Source organism: Marinobacter sp., assembly GCF_052091845.1.
GTDB lineage: Bacteria > Pseudomonadota > Gammaproteobacteria > Pseudomonadales > Oleiphilaceae > Marinobacter.
Window position 1 is genome coordinate 25,663 of record NZ_JBQDCO010000015.1, and the last position, 15,140, is coordinate 40,802.

Below are 15,140 nucleotides of genomic sequence, written 5' to 3' on the forward strand. Positions count from 1 at the left end.
TGAGGATAGCCTGATTCCTCTTAACCCTGAACAGCTATACGGACGATGGGTTTAAATAGGTCAGGTATCAGGGCACTATTCCCCTTAATGGCTGTGCAAGTCTATCAAAATTCCGGCCAATTCCTAAAAGCGGCTGCTTATATTGAAGAACTCTATGAATATCATACTGATTACGCCGGCAGCCCCTGGCTCGAAGGCCGGTAACAGGGCAACGGCAGAGCGCTGGAAAATGTTACTGGAACGCTCCGGGAATAAGGTGTCAATTGTTACAGCGTATGGGGGGCAGCCCTGCGATCTGCTGCTTGCGCTTCATGCCTGGCGCAGCCATGAGGCCATACGGACTTTTCGGAACACATTCCCGGGCAGGCCTTTGGTTGTTACATTAACGGGAACAGATATTTACCGTCACCAATACGAATACCCTGAGCAGACGCTTTATTCGATGCAAGCGGCCGATGTACTGATTGGCCTGCACTCACTAGTGGGTGACGATATTCCTGAACCGTTTCGAGACAAGCTAGTAACGCTTTTTCAGTCTTCCGAGCTGCCTGCAGAGCACCGCACCAAGGCGGTTTATGAAGCAGGGTTTTTTGACGTGTGTGTTATTGGGCACCTGCGCGATGAAAAAGATTCTTTGCGGGCCGCAAAGGCTGCCAGGTTTTTGCCGGCCAACTCCTGTATTCGAGTGTCCTGTGCCGGCAAGCCCCATAATGAGCACTGGCAAAATCTTGCAACACAGGAGTTGCGCGAAAACCCGCGCTTCAGATGGCTTGGCGAGTTGGAGAAAAAAGAGACCGCCAGGCTCATGGCAAGCAGCCAGGTGCTTGTAATGAGCTCGGTCATGGAGGGTGGGGCGAATGTAGTATCGGAAGCTTGCCTTGCAGGCCTGCCGGTTATCGCCTCCGATATACCCGGAAATATCGGTTTACTTGGCTCGGATTACGCGGGCTATTACCCGGTAGGTGATACCCAAGCACTTACCGATCAACTCTTACGCGCTGAAGGTGATTCGAAATTTCTGGCACTGCTGCACGAGCAGGTTAGGCGTCTGGCCAATCAGTTCAGGCCAGAACAGGAACAAAAAGCCCTCGAGCAAGCGCTATCACTTGCGGTTCAGCGCTGCTCGGGAAACACCTTTTAATTTCATTCCTTTAGCGTGATCGGCTCAATTGGCCCGCTTTCGTCCTGGGGCGTTATCCGGCCTATAACGGCAGTATGCGGATACCCAAGGGCTTTAAGCTCTCTTACACACGCCTCAGCCTTATCTGCCGAGACACTGGCCAGCAAGCCGCCAGCGGTTTGTGGATCAAAAATCAGAGCATAGCGAGGGTGCTCCACCCATCGCTCCTGATCCCGTATGCCACGGCGCAAACGTATATTAGCCGGTTGCAAAGAGCTGAGAATGCCGGCCGCTGCGGTTTCTTCGGCACCTGGTAGAACAGGAATTGCAGAGAGGTCCAATTCTGCATCCACGCCAGAAGGACGGGTCATCTCAACCAGATGACCAAGCAGCCCGAAGCCCGTTACGTCTGTACAGGCTTTCGATCCAAAGCTGCGGAGACAGTCGGCTGCAGCCTTGTTGGACTGAACCATGGAGGCCAGAGCGGAATCGATCCAGCGGCCTTTTGCAGCTAAACGAGCGTGAGCCGCGAACAGTGTACCGGTACCAATGGGCTTGGTAAGAATCAGCGCATCACCGGCTCGCAAGCCACCTTTGCTCATAACCTCGTCAGGATCAATCAAACCATTCACGGCAAAGCCAAGGGCAAGTTCACGGCCTTCGCCGGTATGGCCGCCAACCAGGGCGCATCCTGCTTCATTGAGTACATCCACAGCGCCAGACATCATCTGGTAAACCACATCTTCCACTTTGGATTCGATACCGTAGGGCACTGTTGCCACCGCGGTAGCGCTCTGGGCTTCGGCGCCCATGGCAAACACATCACCCAGGCTGTGATTGGCGGCAACGCGGCCAAATGTGTAAGGGTCATCGATGAAGGCCCGGAAGAAATCGACCGTATGTACTACGGCTTTTCCGGGTGGCACCTGCAAAACGGCGGCATCGTCTGGCGCGTGCAGGCCCACAAGAATATCGTCCCGGTCAATCGGCCTGAGTTCTCCCAGCGCTCTTGAAAGCACAGTGCTGCCCACTTTGGCGCCGCACCCGCCGCAGCGCATGGCAACGGCTGAAATAGCCTGGGAGGCTTCTTCAGGGTTCTGTGCCGCGGTTGTATCTGGCAGGGCAGAGGCCTCTTCCATAGCTGGAAGGTTGGAAAACTTATCCATAAAGCGACGGTCGATCCAGTCCTTCCAGCGCCACACCAGGGCGCCATCAAACTGTGTATCACCGCGGGAGGCCACGGCGTATTTATCGCCGGTGCTAATCAATGCCAGCCAGTTTTTCTGTGGGTGAAAATCCCTGGGTGTTTTACCCAAAGCCATGCGTTTCAGGTTCTTCGCTAAAGGCGGTCCCTGGCGTACCGCAAACACACCTGCCTTTTCCCGGGGATGGTTTATCATGTTGGCAATGTCGCCCGCAGCAAAGATACTGTCGTCGTTTTCAACCTGCAGCGTGTCGCGCACTCTCAAAAAAAGACCGTCGTCCACCGCCAAGCCAGTTTCTTTAAGCCAGGCAGGGCCTCCAGCCCTGGTTACCCAAAGCACTTCGTCTGTTTGCAGGGTTTCCCCGGAGGCTGCGCGTAATAACCCTTCACTGACCTTCTCTACCGGTGAGCCAAGATGGAGTTTTATGCCACGCTCGGAGAGAGTCTTGCGAAAAATCTCTCGCACTTTGGCGTTATGAGTAGGAAGAATCTCGTCGGCAGCATCAAACAAGTGAAAGTGTAACTGACCGGAATCCTTGCCCCGCTGTTCCAGCTCATTTTTAAGGCGGTACTGCATGGCGAGTGTAAGCTCTACACCCCCTGCGCCTGCACCGACAATCCCCACCGTGAGCGGCCCCTCGTGATTTTCAATGCGGGATAGCAGGGCAAGCCACCGATTGTTGAACCCGGTAATGGGTTTGACTGGCACCGCATACTGAGAGGCACCTTCCACGTCATTTAATCTTGGGGATGAGCCTATATTGATCGACAGTATGTCATAGGGCACGTCTGGGCGATCCCGGCAAATCACACGCTTGTTATTGCGGTCAATGCCCACGGCTTCGGCCCGATAAAAGCGTGCCCCTGCGAACTCAGCCAGGCGGCTCAGGTCTATGTGCACATCGTCATAGCTGTAGTGCCCTGCCACATAGCCGGGTAGCATTCCCGAGTAGGGTGTGTGTGTATCGCGGCAGATAAGGGTCAGCCGCACTCCGGGTACCGGTTTCATTGCAAACCGTTTGAGAACCCCTACGTGGCTGTGCCCGCCACCAATCAGAACAATATCCCGTAAAACAGGTTGGTCAGGCGTTTGCATTAGTTAATTTTCTTGGCTTCATCGGTAAGTTGGGCGAATCCCTTGATGCTGGAGAAAGCATTCAGCTTTTCCTGATCAGCGGCAGAAGGGTTGGCGATCTGGTCAACCGAGGTAATCCCGGCGTCCTTCATTTTCTTCGCAGTGGCCGGCCCGATCCCTTTCACAAGGGTAAGATCACTTTTGTCTATGGGCTTTTTTGCTTTGGCTGAGGGCGCTTTCTTTGCTGTAGACTTTTTGGCAGCTGCAGGCGATTTCTCAAGTTCTTTTTTGCTCTCTTTTTCAGCTTTCAGGATATCTTCTTTCGATGCGACACCCAGGCGTTCAAGTATGCCGGATTGCAGTTCGTGAAACTCGTTCAAACGGCGTTCAAGCTCATCGTTAAAACGCCTGGTTTCCCGTTCACGAAGTTCATCAACTTCTTTCAAAAGCTTGCGAACAGGGTCTTGAACCTGATGCTGCAGGGTATCCAGCTGTTTCATTGCATCGCTGATGAGGTTTTCGATCTGAGATGAGGTTTTCTCAAATTCCTTGTTTACCTTCTTTACGATCTTTTCAACGCTCGATTTGGCTTTCTTTGCCATAGAAATGTCTCCTTGCGGGCAAATAGAACGGATGCCAATGGTCAGGCCATCTGCCGGAAACCCGACATGGAGCCTGAAGAACGACGCGACCTTAACGACTGCTTTTTGGCAAGCACCTCTCGGATGCGGCGAAGGGTTTCTTCCAGCGCAGCCTCTCCATTAGTTTTAAAATCTGAAAAATCAATAGAGTAAAAGAAGTTGCTACAGTGCTTTCTACGCTCGGTGACCAGCCCTGTCAGGTTTTTCGCGCAAATGTTATCAAACGGCATGCGCATGATCAGGTCTAGCACAATGGAATCACCCGGCTCGAACATTTTGTCAGTCTTCAAAACGCAACCGTAGGAGTCCAGCTCAAAAAGCTCAGCCTCAACCTGTTCCTTGCGGAACAGGCCTTGCCGAACTCTGAATTGGGCTACAAGATCTGGCAACGCTTCATTCATGAATACAACTTCTCTGCAGAGGCTGGCTTGATGTTGGTTAAAGAATAGACGCTGGTTGAACGTTTCGCAACGCCATCAGCGCGATACAATAAGCTTTTCAGACACTTGTTCACCGCCTACCTGGTGTTAATCTGGTACATGTCAACGCGACGGTCTTTCAGATTGGTTACAGACCCTTCGTTACGAACCAGTGTGAGCTTTTCCAGGTCCATATCCGAGAACATGATCATCTCTGTATTCGGTGTTGTTTCAGCCATCACTGCATCATGAGGGAAAGAGAAGTCCGAAGGCGAGAACACCGATGACTGGGCGTATTGCACGTCCAGATTTTCGACTTTCGGCAAGTTGCCAACGCTCCCTGTGATCGCCACATAACATTCGTTTTCAATCGCCCGGGCCTGTGCGCAGTGGCGAACCCGTAAATAGCTGTTCTTGGTGTCTGTCCAAAAAGGCACGCAGATAATATCCACTTCTTTGCTTGCTGCAATCCGGCCAAGCTCTGGAAATTCGATGTCATAGCAGATAAGAATGGCCACGCGACCTGCATCTGTCTCAAACACTTCAAACTGATCGCCACCCTCTACAACCCAGTCGCGACGTTCGTGAGGCGTAATGTGGATCTTACGCTGCTCGTCTACACGGCCGTCCCGGTGGCATAAATACGACACGTTATAAACCCGATCGTTTTCAAGCAGCGGCATGGAGCCGGTAATAATGTTGATGTTATAGCTGACGGCCATATCGGACATACGGTCGCGGAACTGCTGGGTAAATCCGGCAAGAAAGCGAATGGCCCGGGTTTGATCCACCTGATCTGTGAGCCCCATCAGCGGCGCGTTAAAAAATTCGGGAAACAACGCGAAATCGCTTTTGTAATCTGACAGTGCGTCTACAAAGTACTCAACCTGTTCAAGTACCTCTTCCACCGACGAAAATTCGCGCATCTGCCACTGAACGGCTCCCATGCGAACCTGGGTTTTTTTCACGTTAAGAACGGAGGAGGGCGGGGTGTATAGAATATTCTGCCATTCCAACAGGGTTGCGTACCCCAGGGACTTCTCATCCTCCGGCAGGTATTTGTGCATCAGCCGGGTTACCTTGAAGTCGTTAGAGAGCTGAAAGCTGAGAATAGGGTCGTAAATGTCCCGGCGATCCACACGATCAATGTACTCGGCAGGGGAGCACTGGTCTGAATACTTGAAGTAGCCAGGCATGCGGCCACCCGCAAGAATGGCCCGCAAGTTCATCGAGCGACAAAGCTCCCTTCGGGCTTCGTACAGGCGCCGGCCAAGCCTGTAGCCACGATAATCGGGATGAATGAACACATCCAACCCATACAGCGAATCGCCGTTGGGATTATGCCAAATCTGTTCATTGCGCAGAATCAGATCGTCATAGGTGTGAGGATTGCTGAACCGCTCATATTTGACCGATACGGTCAGAGCTACTGCCACTAACTGGTCGTTGTCTTCAATGCAAATCTGACCATCCGGGAACTGCTCAACCAACGCCTTGATCGTATCTTTTGGCCAGGCACCCCCAATATCGTGATACACCCGGTCCATAAGTACTTGAAGCTGGTCGTAGTCATCAAGCGTTAGATTGCGAAGGTTAAGATACAGTTCTTCATGGGCCATTCAGTTGGCTCCTGTATGGCAGCAATATGGATTTACGCGTCAAGTTTATCAGAAGGCATTAAAGACTTCGCACATGCGGCCGAAAACCTTGTAAATCACATTCGGGAGTACATCGTGCATCTTTCATTCGGCCAAAAGCTTTTGGTTGCCTTCAGTGTCCTGCTCATTCTGGTTATGGCAGCCTTCACCATTTCTGGCAATTTACGTTTGCAGAACACCACTGAGACCTACGTGGATGCGTTAATTGAAAACACTGCAGAACAGAATACGGCCAGCATCGCCGATTGGCTCAATACCCGTTTGACGATGACCGAAGCAACAGCCAAAGCGCTCATGGCAACCAGAAGCGATGAGCAGACTCGTACTGTGCTGCAGGCGATGTCTACCGGCGGTAACTTCAAGGACGTGTATGTCGGCCGGGACGACGGCAATATGCGTATGAAAACGAAGGCAGACGAGACCTCTTTGCCAACCGATTACGACCCTCGTACACGCCCCTGGTATAAAAAGGCCATGAAGTTAGGCAGGTCATCGTTCACTGAGCCTTACTACGATGCCAACACCGGCGAGTTTGTCATCTCTTCTCTAGCGCCCGTAAAAAGCGGCTTCAACGCCGGCGTGGCCGCTGCGGATATAACCTTAAAAACCATAAACGACAAGCTCTCTGTTATTAATCTGGCCGACACTGGCTACGCAGCCCTGATTAGCCAGGAAGGCAAGGTTCTTTATCACCCGGACGAAGCCCTGATTGGTAAAAATATCAGCAAATTGCTTGGTAAGGCTCCGAATTTAAGGGGAGACGAACAAAGCTATGAAAGTGATGATGTTTCCTGGGTCGCCAGTTTTCACCATATAAGCCAGGCCCGCGGTGTTGATTGGTATCTGGGCACGTTTGTTAACGAAGAGAAAATACACGCACCGGTTCGAAGTGCCATGATTTCCGGCCTTGTTATTGCCATCATAGGGCTTCTGGCTTCGCTGGTTATTCTTCACTTCGGCATTCGCACATTGATGGCACCGGTTCGCAAGCTGAATGCGGCCATGGCGGATATTGGTTCAAACGATGCGGATCTTACCCAGCGCCTTGATGACACTGCCCGCGATGAGTTTGGCCAGCTGGCTGCCAGCTTTAACCAGTTTGTTGCGAAAATCCACGAGGTAGTTCGGGAAGTGCAACAGGGCAGTACCGAGTTGGCCACCAACGTGATCGCCCTGAGAGACACAGCCAAAACCAGTCGAACCAGCGTTGAAGGTCAGCAAACGGAAGTTGATATGGTTGCGACGGCGATCAATGAAATGTCTGCAGCCGCCGGGGAAATTGCACAAAACGCGCTGCAAACGGCAGATGCTGCCAATACCGCCGACGAAGACAGTCGAGCTTCATTGGAAACCGTATCGGCCTCCCGCGATGCAGTACAAAAACTGTCTCATGAAGTCAGTGCGGCCGCTGAAGTTATCGACGCGCTGGGCAGGGATGTTACCTCTATTACCTCTGTTCTGGAGGTAATTCAGGGGATTGCGGAACAAACAAACCTGTTGGCCTTGAACGCGGCTATTGAAGCGGCCCGTGCAGGTGATGCCGGCCGTGGCTTTGCCGTGGTTGCGGATGAGGTAAGAAACCTTGCTCAACGTACCCAGAGCAGTACCGAAGAAATCAATAATATGATCGAACGACTGCAAAAAGGCGCTCATGACGCAGTGGAGGTGATGAAAGCTTCAACAGCTGTTTCCAACGTCAGCATGGAAAAAGCGCAGGATGCCATGGATTCCTTGAATAGAATTGCTGAATCTATCACATCCATCAGCCAAATGACGTCTCAGATTGCAACAGCATCGGAAGAACAGACATCAGTCACAGAAGAGCTGAATGCATCGATTACCCGCATTGCTGATCAAGGCCAGGATGCAGCTGCAGCGGCAAGCGAAAACGACGTGTATAGCGGTCATATCGAGCGGATTGGCCAGACTTTGGAAGGTAACGTTTCCCGCTTCCGGGTTTAGGTCTGAGGTCGGTTATTCCTTTATAAACATTCAGGAGCGAAGCTATGGCCTTGATTGACAGCATTATTGGTGCGACTGGTCAGTGGGTGGCCACATCGGACCCCAAAGCGTCCCTGGCCCAACCTCGATCGCACAGTATCGAATCAGAAAGAAAGGCTTCAAGCCAGCTGCCTGAGAGTTAGCTGGAAATCCGCATCAGGCTGGATCCAGCTCCGCAATAGCGGCGAGGAAAATCTCGCCGTACTTTTCCAGTTTGGCGGCTCCTACGCCGCTTACGCTGGCAAGCTCATCAAGGCTTTGCGGCTTGCGCTCGAGCATGTCGAACAAGGTGGTGTCGTGAAAGATAACGTAAGGCGGCACGCCCTGTTTTTCGGCAAGCTCTTTACGGCAGGCACGGAGCGCGTCCCAGCCCACGTGATCTGTAACCTGGTCTTTAACCGCACTGCCTGATTTACTGCCAGAACTTCGGCCTGCTGATTTTTTAGCCACTGGGTCTTTGCGCAGCTCCAGCTTATTTTCGCCCTTCAGAAGTGGTCGGCATTCGTCGGTCAGCTGCAAAGCGCCGTAGCCTTCAGGATCTGCCCGCAAGTAACCATTAGCCACCAACTGCCGGAAAACAGACTTCCATTCGTTGGCTGTTAACTCGGTGCCAATGCCGTAGGTTGACACCTGATGATGCCCCGCCTGTTGAATCCGGGCATTGTCAGAGCCCCGTAACACGTCTATCAGGTAAGTAACGCCGAACCTCTGCCCGGTGCGATACACACAGGACAGCGCTTTTTGAACGGCAACCGTGCCATCCCAGGTTTCGGGCGGATTCAGGCAGGTATCGCAATTACCGCAGGGGGCTCCAAGCTGATCGCCGAAATAATTCAATAAAACCTGCCGACGACACTTTGTGACTTCGCAAAGCCCCAGCATGGCATCCAGCTTCTGTCTTTCTACCCGCTTGAAGTGATCGTTGCCTTGAGAGCCCTCCAGCATCTGCCGAAGTTTGATCACATCTTGCAGTCCGTAAACCATCCAGGCAGTCGAGGGTTTGCCGTCGCGACCTGCACGACCGGTTTCCTGATAATAGGCCTCCAGGCTTTTCGGCAAATCAAGATGCGCAACAAATCGCACATCGGGTTTATCGATACCCATGCCAAATGCGATGGTAGCCACAATAATCACCCCGTCTTCACGCAGAAACCGTTCCTGATTATTCGCGCGCTCGCTGGCAGGTAGGCCAGCGTGGTAGGGGAGCGCTGTGTAGCCTTTTTGCGCCAGCATTTTTGCGGTGGCATCGACTTTATTGCGGGACAAGCAATAAACGATACCGCAATCTACTTCATGCTCTGCTTTAACAAACTCTAGTAGTTGTTTGTTAGCGTTCGTTTTAGGAGCTATTCGATATTGAATGTTGGGGCGATCAAAACCGCTTATAAAGTGCCTTGCATCGGTAAGCGAAAGCCGCTCAGCAATTTCTTTACGAGTGCGCTCGTCGGCAGTCGCCGTAAGGGCTATTCGCGGAATCGCCGGAAATTCGTTAGCCAGCACCGCAAGTTGCAGGTAATCAGAGCGGAAATCATGCCCCCATTGCGATACGCAGTGGGCTTCGTCGATTGCAAACAATGAGATAGACGCATCATGGAGTAATTCGAGGGTGCGAGGCTGAATCAGCCGCTCTGGCGCGCAATATAAAAGATCCAGCTCGCCGGTGGTCAGCGCATATTCCGTGGCACGCGCCTGTTCAAAATCCATGCTGGAATTAAGAAAGGCGGCCCGGACACCCAGCTCACGCAGGGCCGCAACCTGGTCTTGCATCAAAGCGATCAGCGGCGAGATGATAATAGCGGTGCCCGGGCGAACCAGAGCGGGCACCTGATAACACAGCGACTTACCCCCGCCAGTAGGCATCAGAACCAGCGCATTGCCGCCAGACGAGACTTCGTGAATAATTTCGCCTTGCAGCGGACGGAAGGATTCATAACCGAAAACCTCGTGCAAAACCTGCTCGGGGCTTTTGCCGCTGGTAGTAGGTCGCTCTGTTGAGAGCTGCTCAAAGTCCTGATCGGAATACATAGGTTAACCGGTAAGTCGCTAAGCGGAGGTAAGAACTGGTAGCGGATCATACCAGATTCAGTGCACGGAATGGCGTGACAGATCTTTTTTTGGGAGGCAAAACCAGAGAAGAAACGATACAATACCGCCGCTTCAAACTACCGTTTCACGGCTCATCATCATTGGTACAAACAAGAACAGGGCATTCATGCAGGAATTTGACGCCATCCGTCCTTACTCAGACGAAGAAACCGGCCCGGCCATTCAAAGGTTGGTCAATGACCGGGAATTTCTGGATATGGTCGGGCGCTTCAAGTCACCCTCACTGGCTCGCTGGGCGCCGGCACTGTTGCGTTTTTTCACAAGGCGCTGGCTGGTGTCCCGGTTTAGCCATTTTACACAAGTAGACGACCTGCAAGCCGGGCTTTCAGGCTATATAGGTGATCTGATAGAGGGCACCACAACCCGCGTGACAACCAGTGGCCTGGGCAATCTCAGCAAGCAGGGCGCTTATCTGTTTATATCCAACCATCGGGATATTGTGTTCGATCCCATGGTGATCAACTATCTGTTATTTCGCAACGACTTGCGCACCACCCGGATCGCCATTGGTGACAACCTGCTGGCAAACCGCGTATTTGCTGAAATGATGCGGTTAAATAAAAGTTTTATTGTACGCCGTGACATGACCAGCCCCCGTGAAATGCGAGACGCCTACATCACGCTTTCCGGTTTTATTAACCACAGTATTGCGAACAACGAAAACATTTGGATCGCACAGCGTGAAGGGCGCGCCAAAGACGGTCTGGATTTTACCGACCCGGCTATCATCAAAATGTTTTACATGAGCTGCAAAAAAACCGGCTTGAGCTTTGCTGAAGCCATGAACAAGCTTCGCATTGTACCTGTGTCTATATCCTACGAATATGACCCATGTGATGGCGACAAGGCCCGTGAACTGGAGACCAAGGCCCGGGCTGGCAGCTACAGGAAAACCGAAGGTGAAGACACTGAGCAAATCATGAAAGGCCTGACTGAGTTCAAGGGCCACGTACACGTACATTTTGGCGCGCCCATTATCGATGCACCAGAAAACGCCAAAGAGCTTGCTTCGCGGATCAACCGGGAGATACATGCCAATTACCATTTGCATGCATCCAATCTTGTGGCTTACGAAACCCGCGGGCTTTCGTCTCAGGATGCCACGGATATCAGTGCGATTCGCGACTCGGTTGTCACTTCAGACAACTGGACTGAAGCAGAGATGCAAACCGCTCGATCAGAAATGGAAAAAAGGCTGGAGGCTTGTGATCCCGCTATCCGCCCCTATCTAATGGACATGTATGCCAACCCGGTTCAGACCGCGCTGGATGCAAATGCCAGTCAAAATACACCGGATTAATCCAGACAATAACCCTTTAAAACATGAGGTACTGCGTGCAGGATCTTCAGTATATTGAGATAGAAACCCGACCAAACCCGACAGCCGCTGTAATCTGGCTACACGGGCTGGGTGCCAGTGGCCACGATTTTGAACCCGTAGTGCCAGAGTTGGGCTTACCGGATGACGCCGCTGTACGCTTTATATTCCCGCACGCACCTAATCTGCCCGTAACCATCAACGGTGGCATGAGAATGCCTGCCTGGTATGACATTAAAGCCATGGATATTGATCGGGTTGTGGATACGGACCAGCTAATGGATTCTACCCGTGCGGTGGGCAAACTCGTTGATCAGCAAATTGAGCGTGGCATTTCCGCCGGGAACATCATAATCGCAGGCTTTTCACAGGGCGGGGCTGTTGCCTACGAGCTTGGTTTAACCTATCCACAGAGGCTGGCCGGTATTCTCGCGCTCTCGACCTACTTTGCCACCGCGAAAACCGTACAGCCCTCAGAGGCCAACGCAGGCATTCCTATCAACGTATACCACGGAACCGCCGACCCGATGGTTCCCCAGGCGCTTGGCGTTCACAGCGTGGAAACACTCAAGGGAATGGGGTACGAACCGGCTTATATGACCTTCCCGATGGAGCACAGTGTATGCCTTGAGGAAGTTCAGGACATTGGGCGCTTTATTTGTAAGCACGCACTATAAAGCAGATGAACATGCACCGGCATTCAGCTACGCCAGAATGCCGGTGAAAGCACAATTACCACGCTCAAGATTTCCAGGCGCCCCATCAACATACCGACAGCCAAAATCCATTTGGCAGGATCAGGCAGGGGGCCAAAGTTACCCGCCGGGCCAATAATGTCGCCCAGCCCTGGCCCTACGTTAGTAAGGGCTGTAAGCGCGCCAGACAAAGATGTTATAAAATCCAGCTGCATGGCGGCCAGCGATACTGTAATCAGCAGTAAACAAAGCAGGAAGATAAAGGTATAGGCGATCATAGATGCAATAATATCGTCGCTGACAGCTCGACCATTGTAGTTACGAGTCAGTACTGCGCGTGGGTGCAATAACCGGATCATTTGCTCGCGTAGCACAATCAACGAAAGCTGAAACCGGAATATCTTCATGCCGCCAGATGTCGAGCCGGAACACCCGCCTATAAACATCAAGAAGAAAAACAATACAAACGCCAAGGGACCCCAGGCCGAGTAATCCTCTGAGGCATAACCGGTTGTTGTCACAACCGATGTCACGTTAAACAGTGTGGCTATGTAATTATGAATCGGCTCGAATGGCACCGGAGAAACGACCCACCGGTATAGTGTGAGAAGCGCTGGCACAACAAGCAGTATGGTCAGAAATAATCGAACCTGCTGATCCTTGAATAGCACACCGCGCTGGCCGTGAAGCTCCCTTACAAAGAGAAAGAACGGCAAGCTGCCAAGCATCATGAAAAACGACGCCTCTACCAGAATCAGATCGTTGAATTGCCCCATGCTTAAATCCGACGTGGAGAACCCACCTGTTGCTATACTGGTCAAGCCGTGATTGAAGGCATCAAACAGTGTCATGCCAGATAGCCAGTATGTGATAACGGCGGTGGTAGAAAAAGCAACGTAAACAATTAGCAGACCACGACTCAGTGTTTTCATCCGTGGAAGCGCCTTATCTGTCCACTCCGAGGACTCTGTGGCAAATAACCGCATACCGCCAACGCGAAGAAAGGGAAGCACGGCCACGAACATGCCAATTATCCCGATGCCACCTATCCACTGGAGAATAGAGCGCCAGAGCAGGAGGTCTTTATCCATAGTGTCCAGACCACTGAATACAGTGGCGCCTGTGGTCGTGATGCCTGAGGCGCCCTCAAAAAAAGCGTCCGCTGCAGAAATGCCATCGTCACTGAGATAAAAAGGAAGAGAGGAAAGCAGGGCGATGATGAACCACGACGACACGGTAAGCACAAACATATACCGTGGCTTGAGGTCCCGGGGCTGTCGGTACGTGGAGGCAATACCCAGCACGCCGATACCAAACACAATGGCAGCAGATTCTACAAATGTCACCGCATTCGGCGCATCTGTGCCAATCATTAAAAATACCGGTAGCGTCATGAATATGCTTAGCAGCACAAACATGAGACTTACAATAAAAATAACAGGGTAGAGGTTTCTCAATGGATGCCCGAGCCAGCTGAACCTAGAGAGGGCGACAGAATACCTGCGGGGGAACTCATCCGCAAGGTAGCCCGCGGCCTGTAGCTTGATTACCTGGGCATTAAAACACCGTCAGTAAGTTGATCATTGCCCTCCTGGATATGGAAAAGCAGGCCGGATTAATGCAACCTCAACAACTGACAGCCATCTATCCAACCCAGGGCCTCTACATGAACCACCTTGCGCATCTCTTTCTTGCCCCGGATTCACCAGAGGCACGCGTGGGTAGCGTACTTGGGGATTTCACCCGCGGGGTGGATATGGCAGCACTCCCCAACTCCGTAAAATCTGGAGTGCGTCATCATTTGGCCGTGGACAGTTTTACCGATAAGCACCCCGACGTTCTGGCCAGTAAACGGCTTTTTTCTTCTCAGCGCCGTAAGTTTGCCGGCGTGGCATTGGATGTTTTATATGATCACTTTCTTTTATGCCACTGGGGCAAATTTACGGATGTTGACCAGAACGGGTTTATTCAAAGCGTGTATGCAGAGTTACAAGATAACGAAAGCCTCATGTCGTCCGGCATGAGCAGGGCAGTCCGTCACATGGTGTCTCACGATTGGTTTGGGTCTTACCGTGATCTCGAAAATATTGGTTATGCTCTGGACCGCGTTGCTTCGCGCATTCGATTCGAAAATTCCTTCGCCGGAATTATCAACGAAATACGGCCGTTACATTCCGAGCTTGAAGAACATTTTTTATCCTTTTTCCCGGATTTACAAACCTTTGCAGGAGAAATTGAATGAAGTTTTTTATCCCGTTCTCACTTGCGGCAGCGCTTGTTATTCCTACAACAGCGCTGGCCGACACACCGGAAAAAGAAGAGGCAGCGGTTCCCGATACCCTCGGATTTGTAGAATGGGTAGTGATGGATGATACCGGCCTCAGGCTTAAAGCCCGGCTGGACACAGGTGCAAAAACGTCATCGCTGCACGCCGTGAACGTAGAAGAATTTGAACAGGATGATGAGAAATGGGTAAAGTTTCAGATACCCTTGGCAGACCATACCGTTCAATCCGCCGATGAGAGCAGCACTATAGACCACGATGAGATTATTCTGGAACTCCAGCGACCAGTAGAACGCACCGTTCTGATTAAGCGCAAAGGTGCGGAGTCTCAAAGACGGTACGTTGTGATGATGGATTTCTGTATCGCAGGCACCAGCCACGAAACCCAGTTCTCACTGACCGACCGCGGCAACTTCACCTATCCGGTGCTTTTAGGTCGTCGTTTTATGAGAGATGACAACATACTGATTGATTCTGCTGACAGCTTTCTCGCGAGCCAAGAGTGTGATTACATGAGTCTGGAAGAGCTTTTGGACAAGCAGCAGGCGAGAATTATCAAAGCGGATAACGCCACGTAATGTTTAAAAACCAGAACTCTATCGCACTATATTAATGGGCA

The 15,140-nt window shown here is 51.8% G+C and carries 12 protein-coding genes; 6 read left to right on the forward strand and 6 right to left on the reverse strand.

Going from position 1 to position 15,140, the window contains the following annotated elements; translation table 11 throughout:
* The first annotated feature begins 154 nt into the window (after window positions 1-154).
* Window positions 155-1,141: a selenoneine biosynthesis selenosugar synthase SenB gene (senB, locus tag ACTHYN_RS06905; RefSeq protein WP_441811736.1), complete on the forward strand. Its 987-nt coding sequence runs from the start codon at window positions 155-157 to the stop codon at window positions 1,139-1,141.
* A 2-nt stretch (window positions 1,142-1,143) separates the two neighbouring features.
* Here the strand turns inward: senB and selD are convergent, their stop codons facing one another.
* The 4 genes from selD to ACTHYN_RS06925 all read right to left on the reverse strand — a co-directional run bounded on the left by selD (window position 1,144) and on the right by ACTHYN_RS06925 (window position 6,078).
* Window positions 1,144-3,420, reverse strand: coding sequence for a selenide, water dikinase SelD (gene selD, locus ACTHYN_RS06910; protein ID WP_441811737.1), 2,277 nt, complete (start codon window positions 3,418-3,420; stop codon window positions 1,144-1,146).
* Window positions 3,420-4,001, reverse strand: a complete 582-nt coding sequence (locus ACTHYN_RS06915) for a helix-hairpin-helix domain-containing protein (protein ID WP_441811738.1) — start codon at window positions 3,999-4,001, stop codon at window positions 3,420-3,422. The genes selD and ACTHYN_RS06915 overlap by 1 nt, the downstream gene beginning before the upstream one ends.
* Window positions 4,002-4,042: 41 nt before the next feature.
* Entirely contained in the window at window positions 4,043-4,441 is a 399-nt protein-coding gene (locus tag ACTHYN_RS06920) for a hypothetical protein (RefSeq protein WP_441811739.1), read from the reverse strand.
* 116 nt (window positions 4,442-4,557) lie between these two features.
* Window positions 4,558-6,078: a GNAT family N-acetyltransferase gene (locus ACTHYN_RS06925; protein ID WP_441811740.1), complete on the reverse strand. Its 1,521-nt coding sequence runs from the start codon at window positions 6,076-6,078 to the stop codon at window positions 4,558-4,560.
* A 114-nt stretch (window positions 6,079-6,192) separates the two neighbouring features.
* Here ACTHYN_RS06925 and ACTHYN_RS06930 point away from each other — a divergent pair, with 114 nt between their 5' ends.
* Window positions 6,193-8,079 carry a methyl-accepting chemotaxis protein gene (locus ACTHYN_RS06930; RefSeq protein ID WP_441811741.1) on the forward strand — a complete coding sequence of 629 codons (1,887 nt, stop codon included), beginning with the start codon at window positions 6,193-6,195 and terminating at the stop codon, window positions 8,077-8,079.
* 195 nt (window positions 8,080-8,274) lie between these two features.
* On the opposite strand, the gene recQ is transcribed toward ACTHYN_RS06930, so the two are convergent.
* Window positions 8,275-10,143 carry a DNA helicase RecQ gene (recQ, locus tag ACTHYN_RS06935; RefSeq protein ID WP_441811742.1) on the reverse strand — a complete coding sequence of 623 codons (1,869 nt, stop codon included), beginning with the start codon at window positions 10,141-10,143 and terminating at the stop codon, window positions 8,275-8,277.
* A 187-nt stretch (window positions 10,144-10,330) separates the two neighbouring features.
* Here recQ and ACTHYN_RS06940 point away from each other — a divergent pair, with 187 nt between their 5' ends.
* The gene (locus ACTHYN_RS06940; protein WP_441811743.1) at window positions 10,331-11,524 is read left to right on the forward strand and encodes a lysophospholipid acyltransferase family protein; all 1,194 of its coding nucleotides are present in this window, start codon (window positions 10,331-10,333) and stop codon (window positions 11,522-11,524) included.
* Window positions 11,525-11,559: 35 nt separating this feature from the next.
* On the forward strand, window positions 11,560-12,219 hold the full coding sequence (locus tag ACTHYN_RS06945) for an alpha/beta hydrolase (protein ID WP_441811744.1): 660 nt from the start codon (window positions 11,560-11,562) through the stop codon (window positions 12,217-12,219).
* A gap of 23 nt (window positions 12,220-12,242) precedes the next feature.
* Here ACTHYN_RS06945 and ACTHYN_RS06950 read toward each other — a convergent pair whose 3' ends face one another.
* Window positions 12,243-13,655, reverse strand: a complete 1,413-nt coding sequence (locus ACTHYN_RS06950; RefSeq protein WP_441811761.1) for a TrkH family potassium uptake protein — start codon at window positions 13,653-13,655, stop codon at window positions 12,243-12,245.
* 248 nt (window positions 13,656-13,903) lie between these two features.
* On the opposite strand from ACTHYN_RS06950, the gene ACTHYN_RS06955 reads away from it, so the two are divergent.
* Complete coding sequence (locus ACTHYN_RS06955) at window positions 13,904-14,479, forward strand: ACP phosphodiesterase (RefSeq protein WP_441811762.1); 576 nt, start codon at window positions 13,904-13,906, stop codon at window positions 14,477-14,479.
* On the forward strand, window positions 14,476-15,099 hold the full coding sequence (locus ACTHYN_RS06960; RefSeq protein WP_441811745.1) for an ATP-dependent zinc protease family protein: 624 nt from the start codon (window positions 14,476-14,478) through the stop codon (window positions 15,097-15,099). Before ACTHYN_RS06955 ends, ACTHYN_RS06960 begins: the two co-directional genes overlap by 4 nt.
* Window positions 15,100-15,140: the final 41 nt, after the last annotated feature.

Bases quoted from the DNA above. Each gene is read 5' to 3' on its own strand.
- senB (WP_441811736.1), top strand. From the start codon at position 155: ATGAATATCATACTGATTACGCCGGCAGCCCCTGGCTCGAAGGCCGGT.
- selD (WP_441811737.1), bottom strand. From the start codon at position 3,420: ATGCAAACGCCTGACCAACCTGTTTTACGGGATATTGTTCTGATTGGT.
- ACTHYN_RS06915 (WP_441811738.1), bottom strand. From the start codon at position 4,001: ATGGCAAAGAAAGCCAAATCGAGCGTTGAAAAGATCGTAAAGAAGGTA.
- ACTHYN_RS06920 (WP_441811739.1), bottom strand. From the start codon at position 4,441: ATGAATGAAGCGTTGCCAGATCTTGTAGCCCAATTCAGAGTTCGGCAA.
- ACTHYN_RS06925 (WP_441811740.1), bottom strand. From the start codon at position 6,078: ATGGCCCATGAAGAACTGTATCTTAACCTTCGCAATCTAACGCTTGAT.
- recQ (WP_441811742.1), bottom strand. From the start codon at position 10,143: ATGTATTCCGATCAGGACTTTGAGCAGCTCTCAACAGAGCGACCTACT.
- ACTHYN_RS06940 (WP_441811743.1), top strand. From the start codon at position 10,331: ATGCAGGAATTTGACGCCATCCGTCCTTACTCAGACGAAGAAACCGGC.
- ACTHYN_RS06950 (WP_441811761.1), bottom strand. From the start codon at position 13,655: ATGTTTGTGCTGCTAAGCATATTCATGACGCTACCGGTATTTTTAATG.
- ACTHYN_RS06955 (WP_441811762.1), top strand. From the start codon at position 13,904: ATGAACCACCTTGCGCATCTCTTTCTTGCCCCGGATTCACCAGAGGCA.
- ACTHYN_RS06960 (WP_441811745.1), top strand. From the start codon at position 14,476: ATGAAGTTTTTTATCCCGTTCTCACTTGCGGCAGCGCTTGTTATTCCT.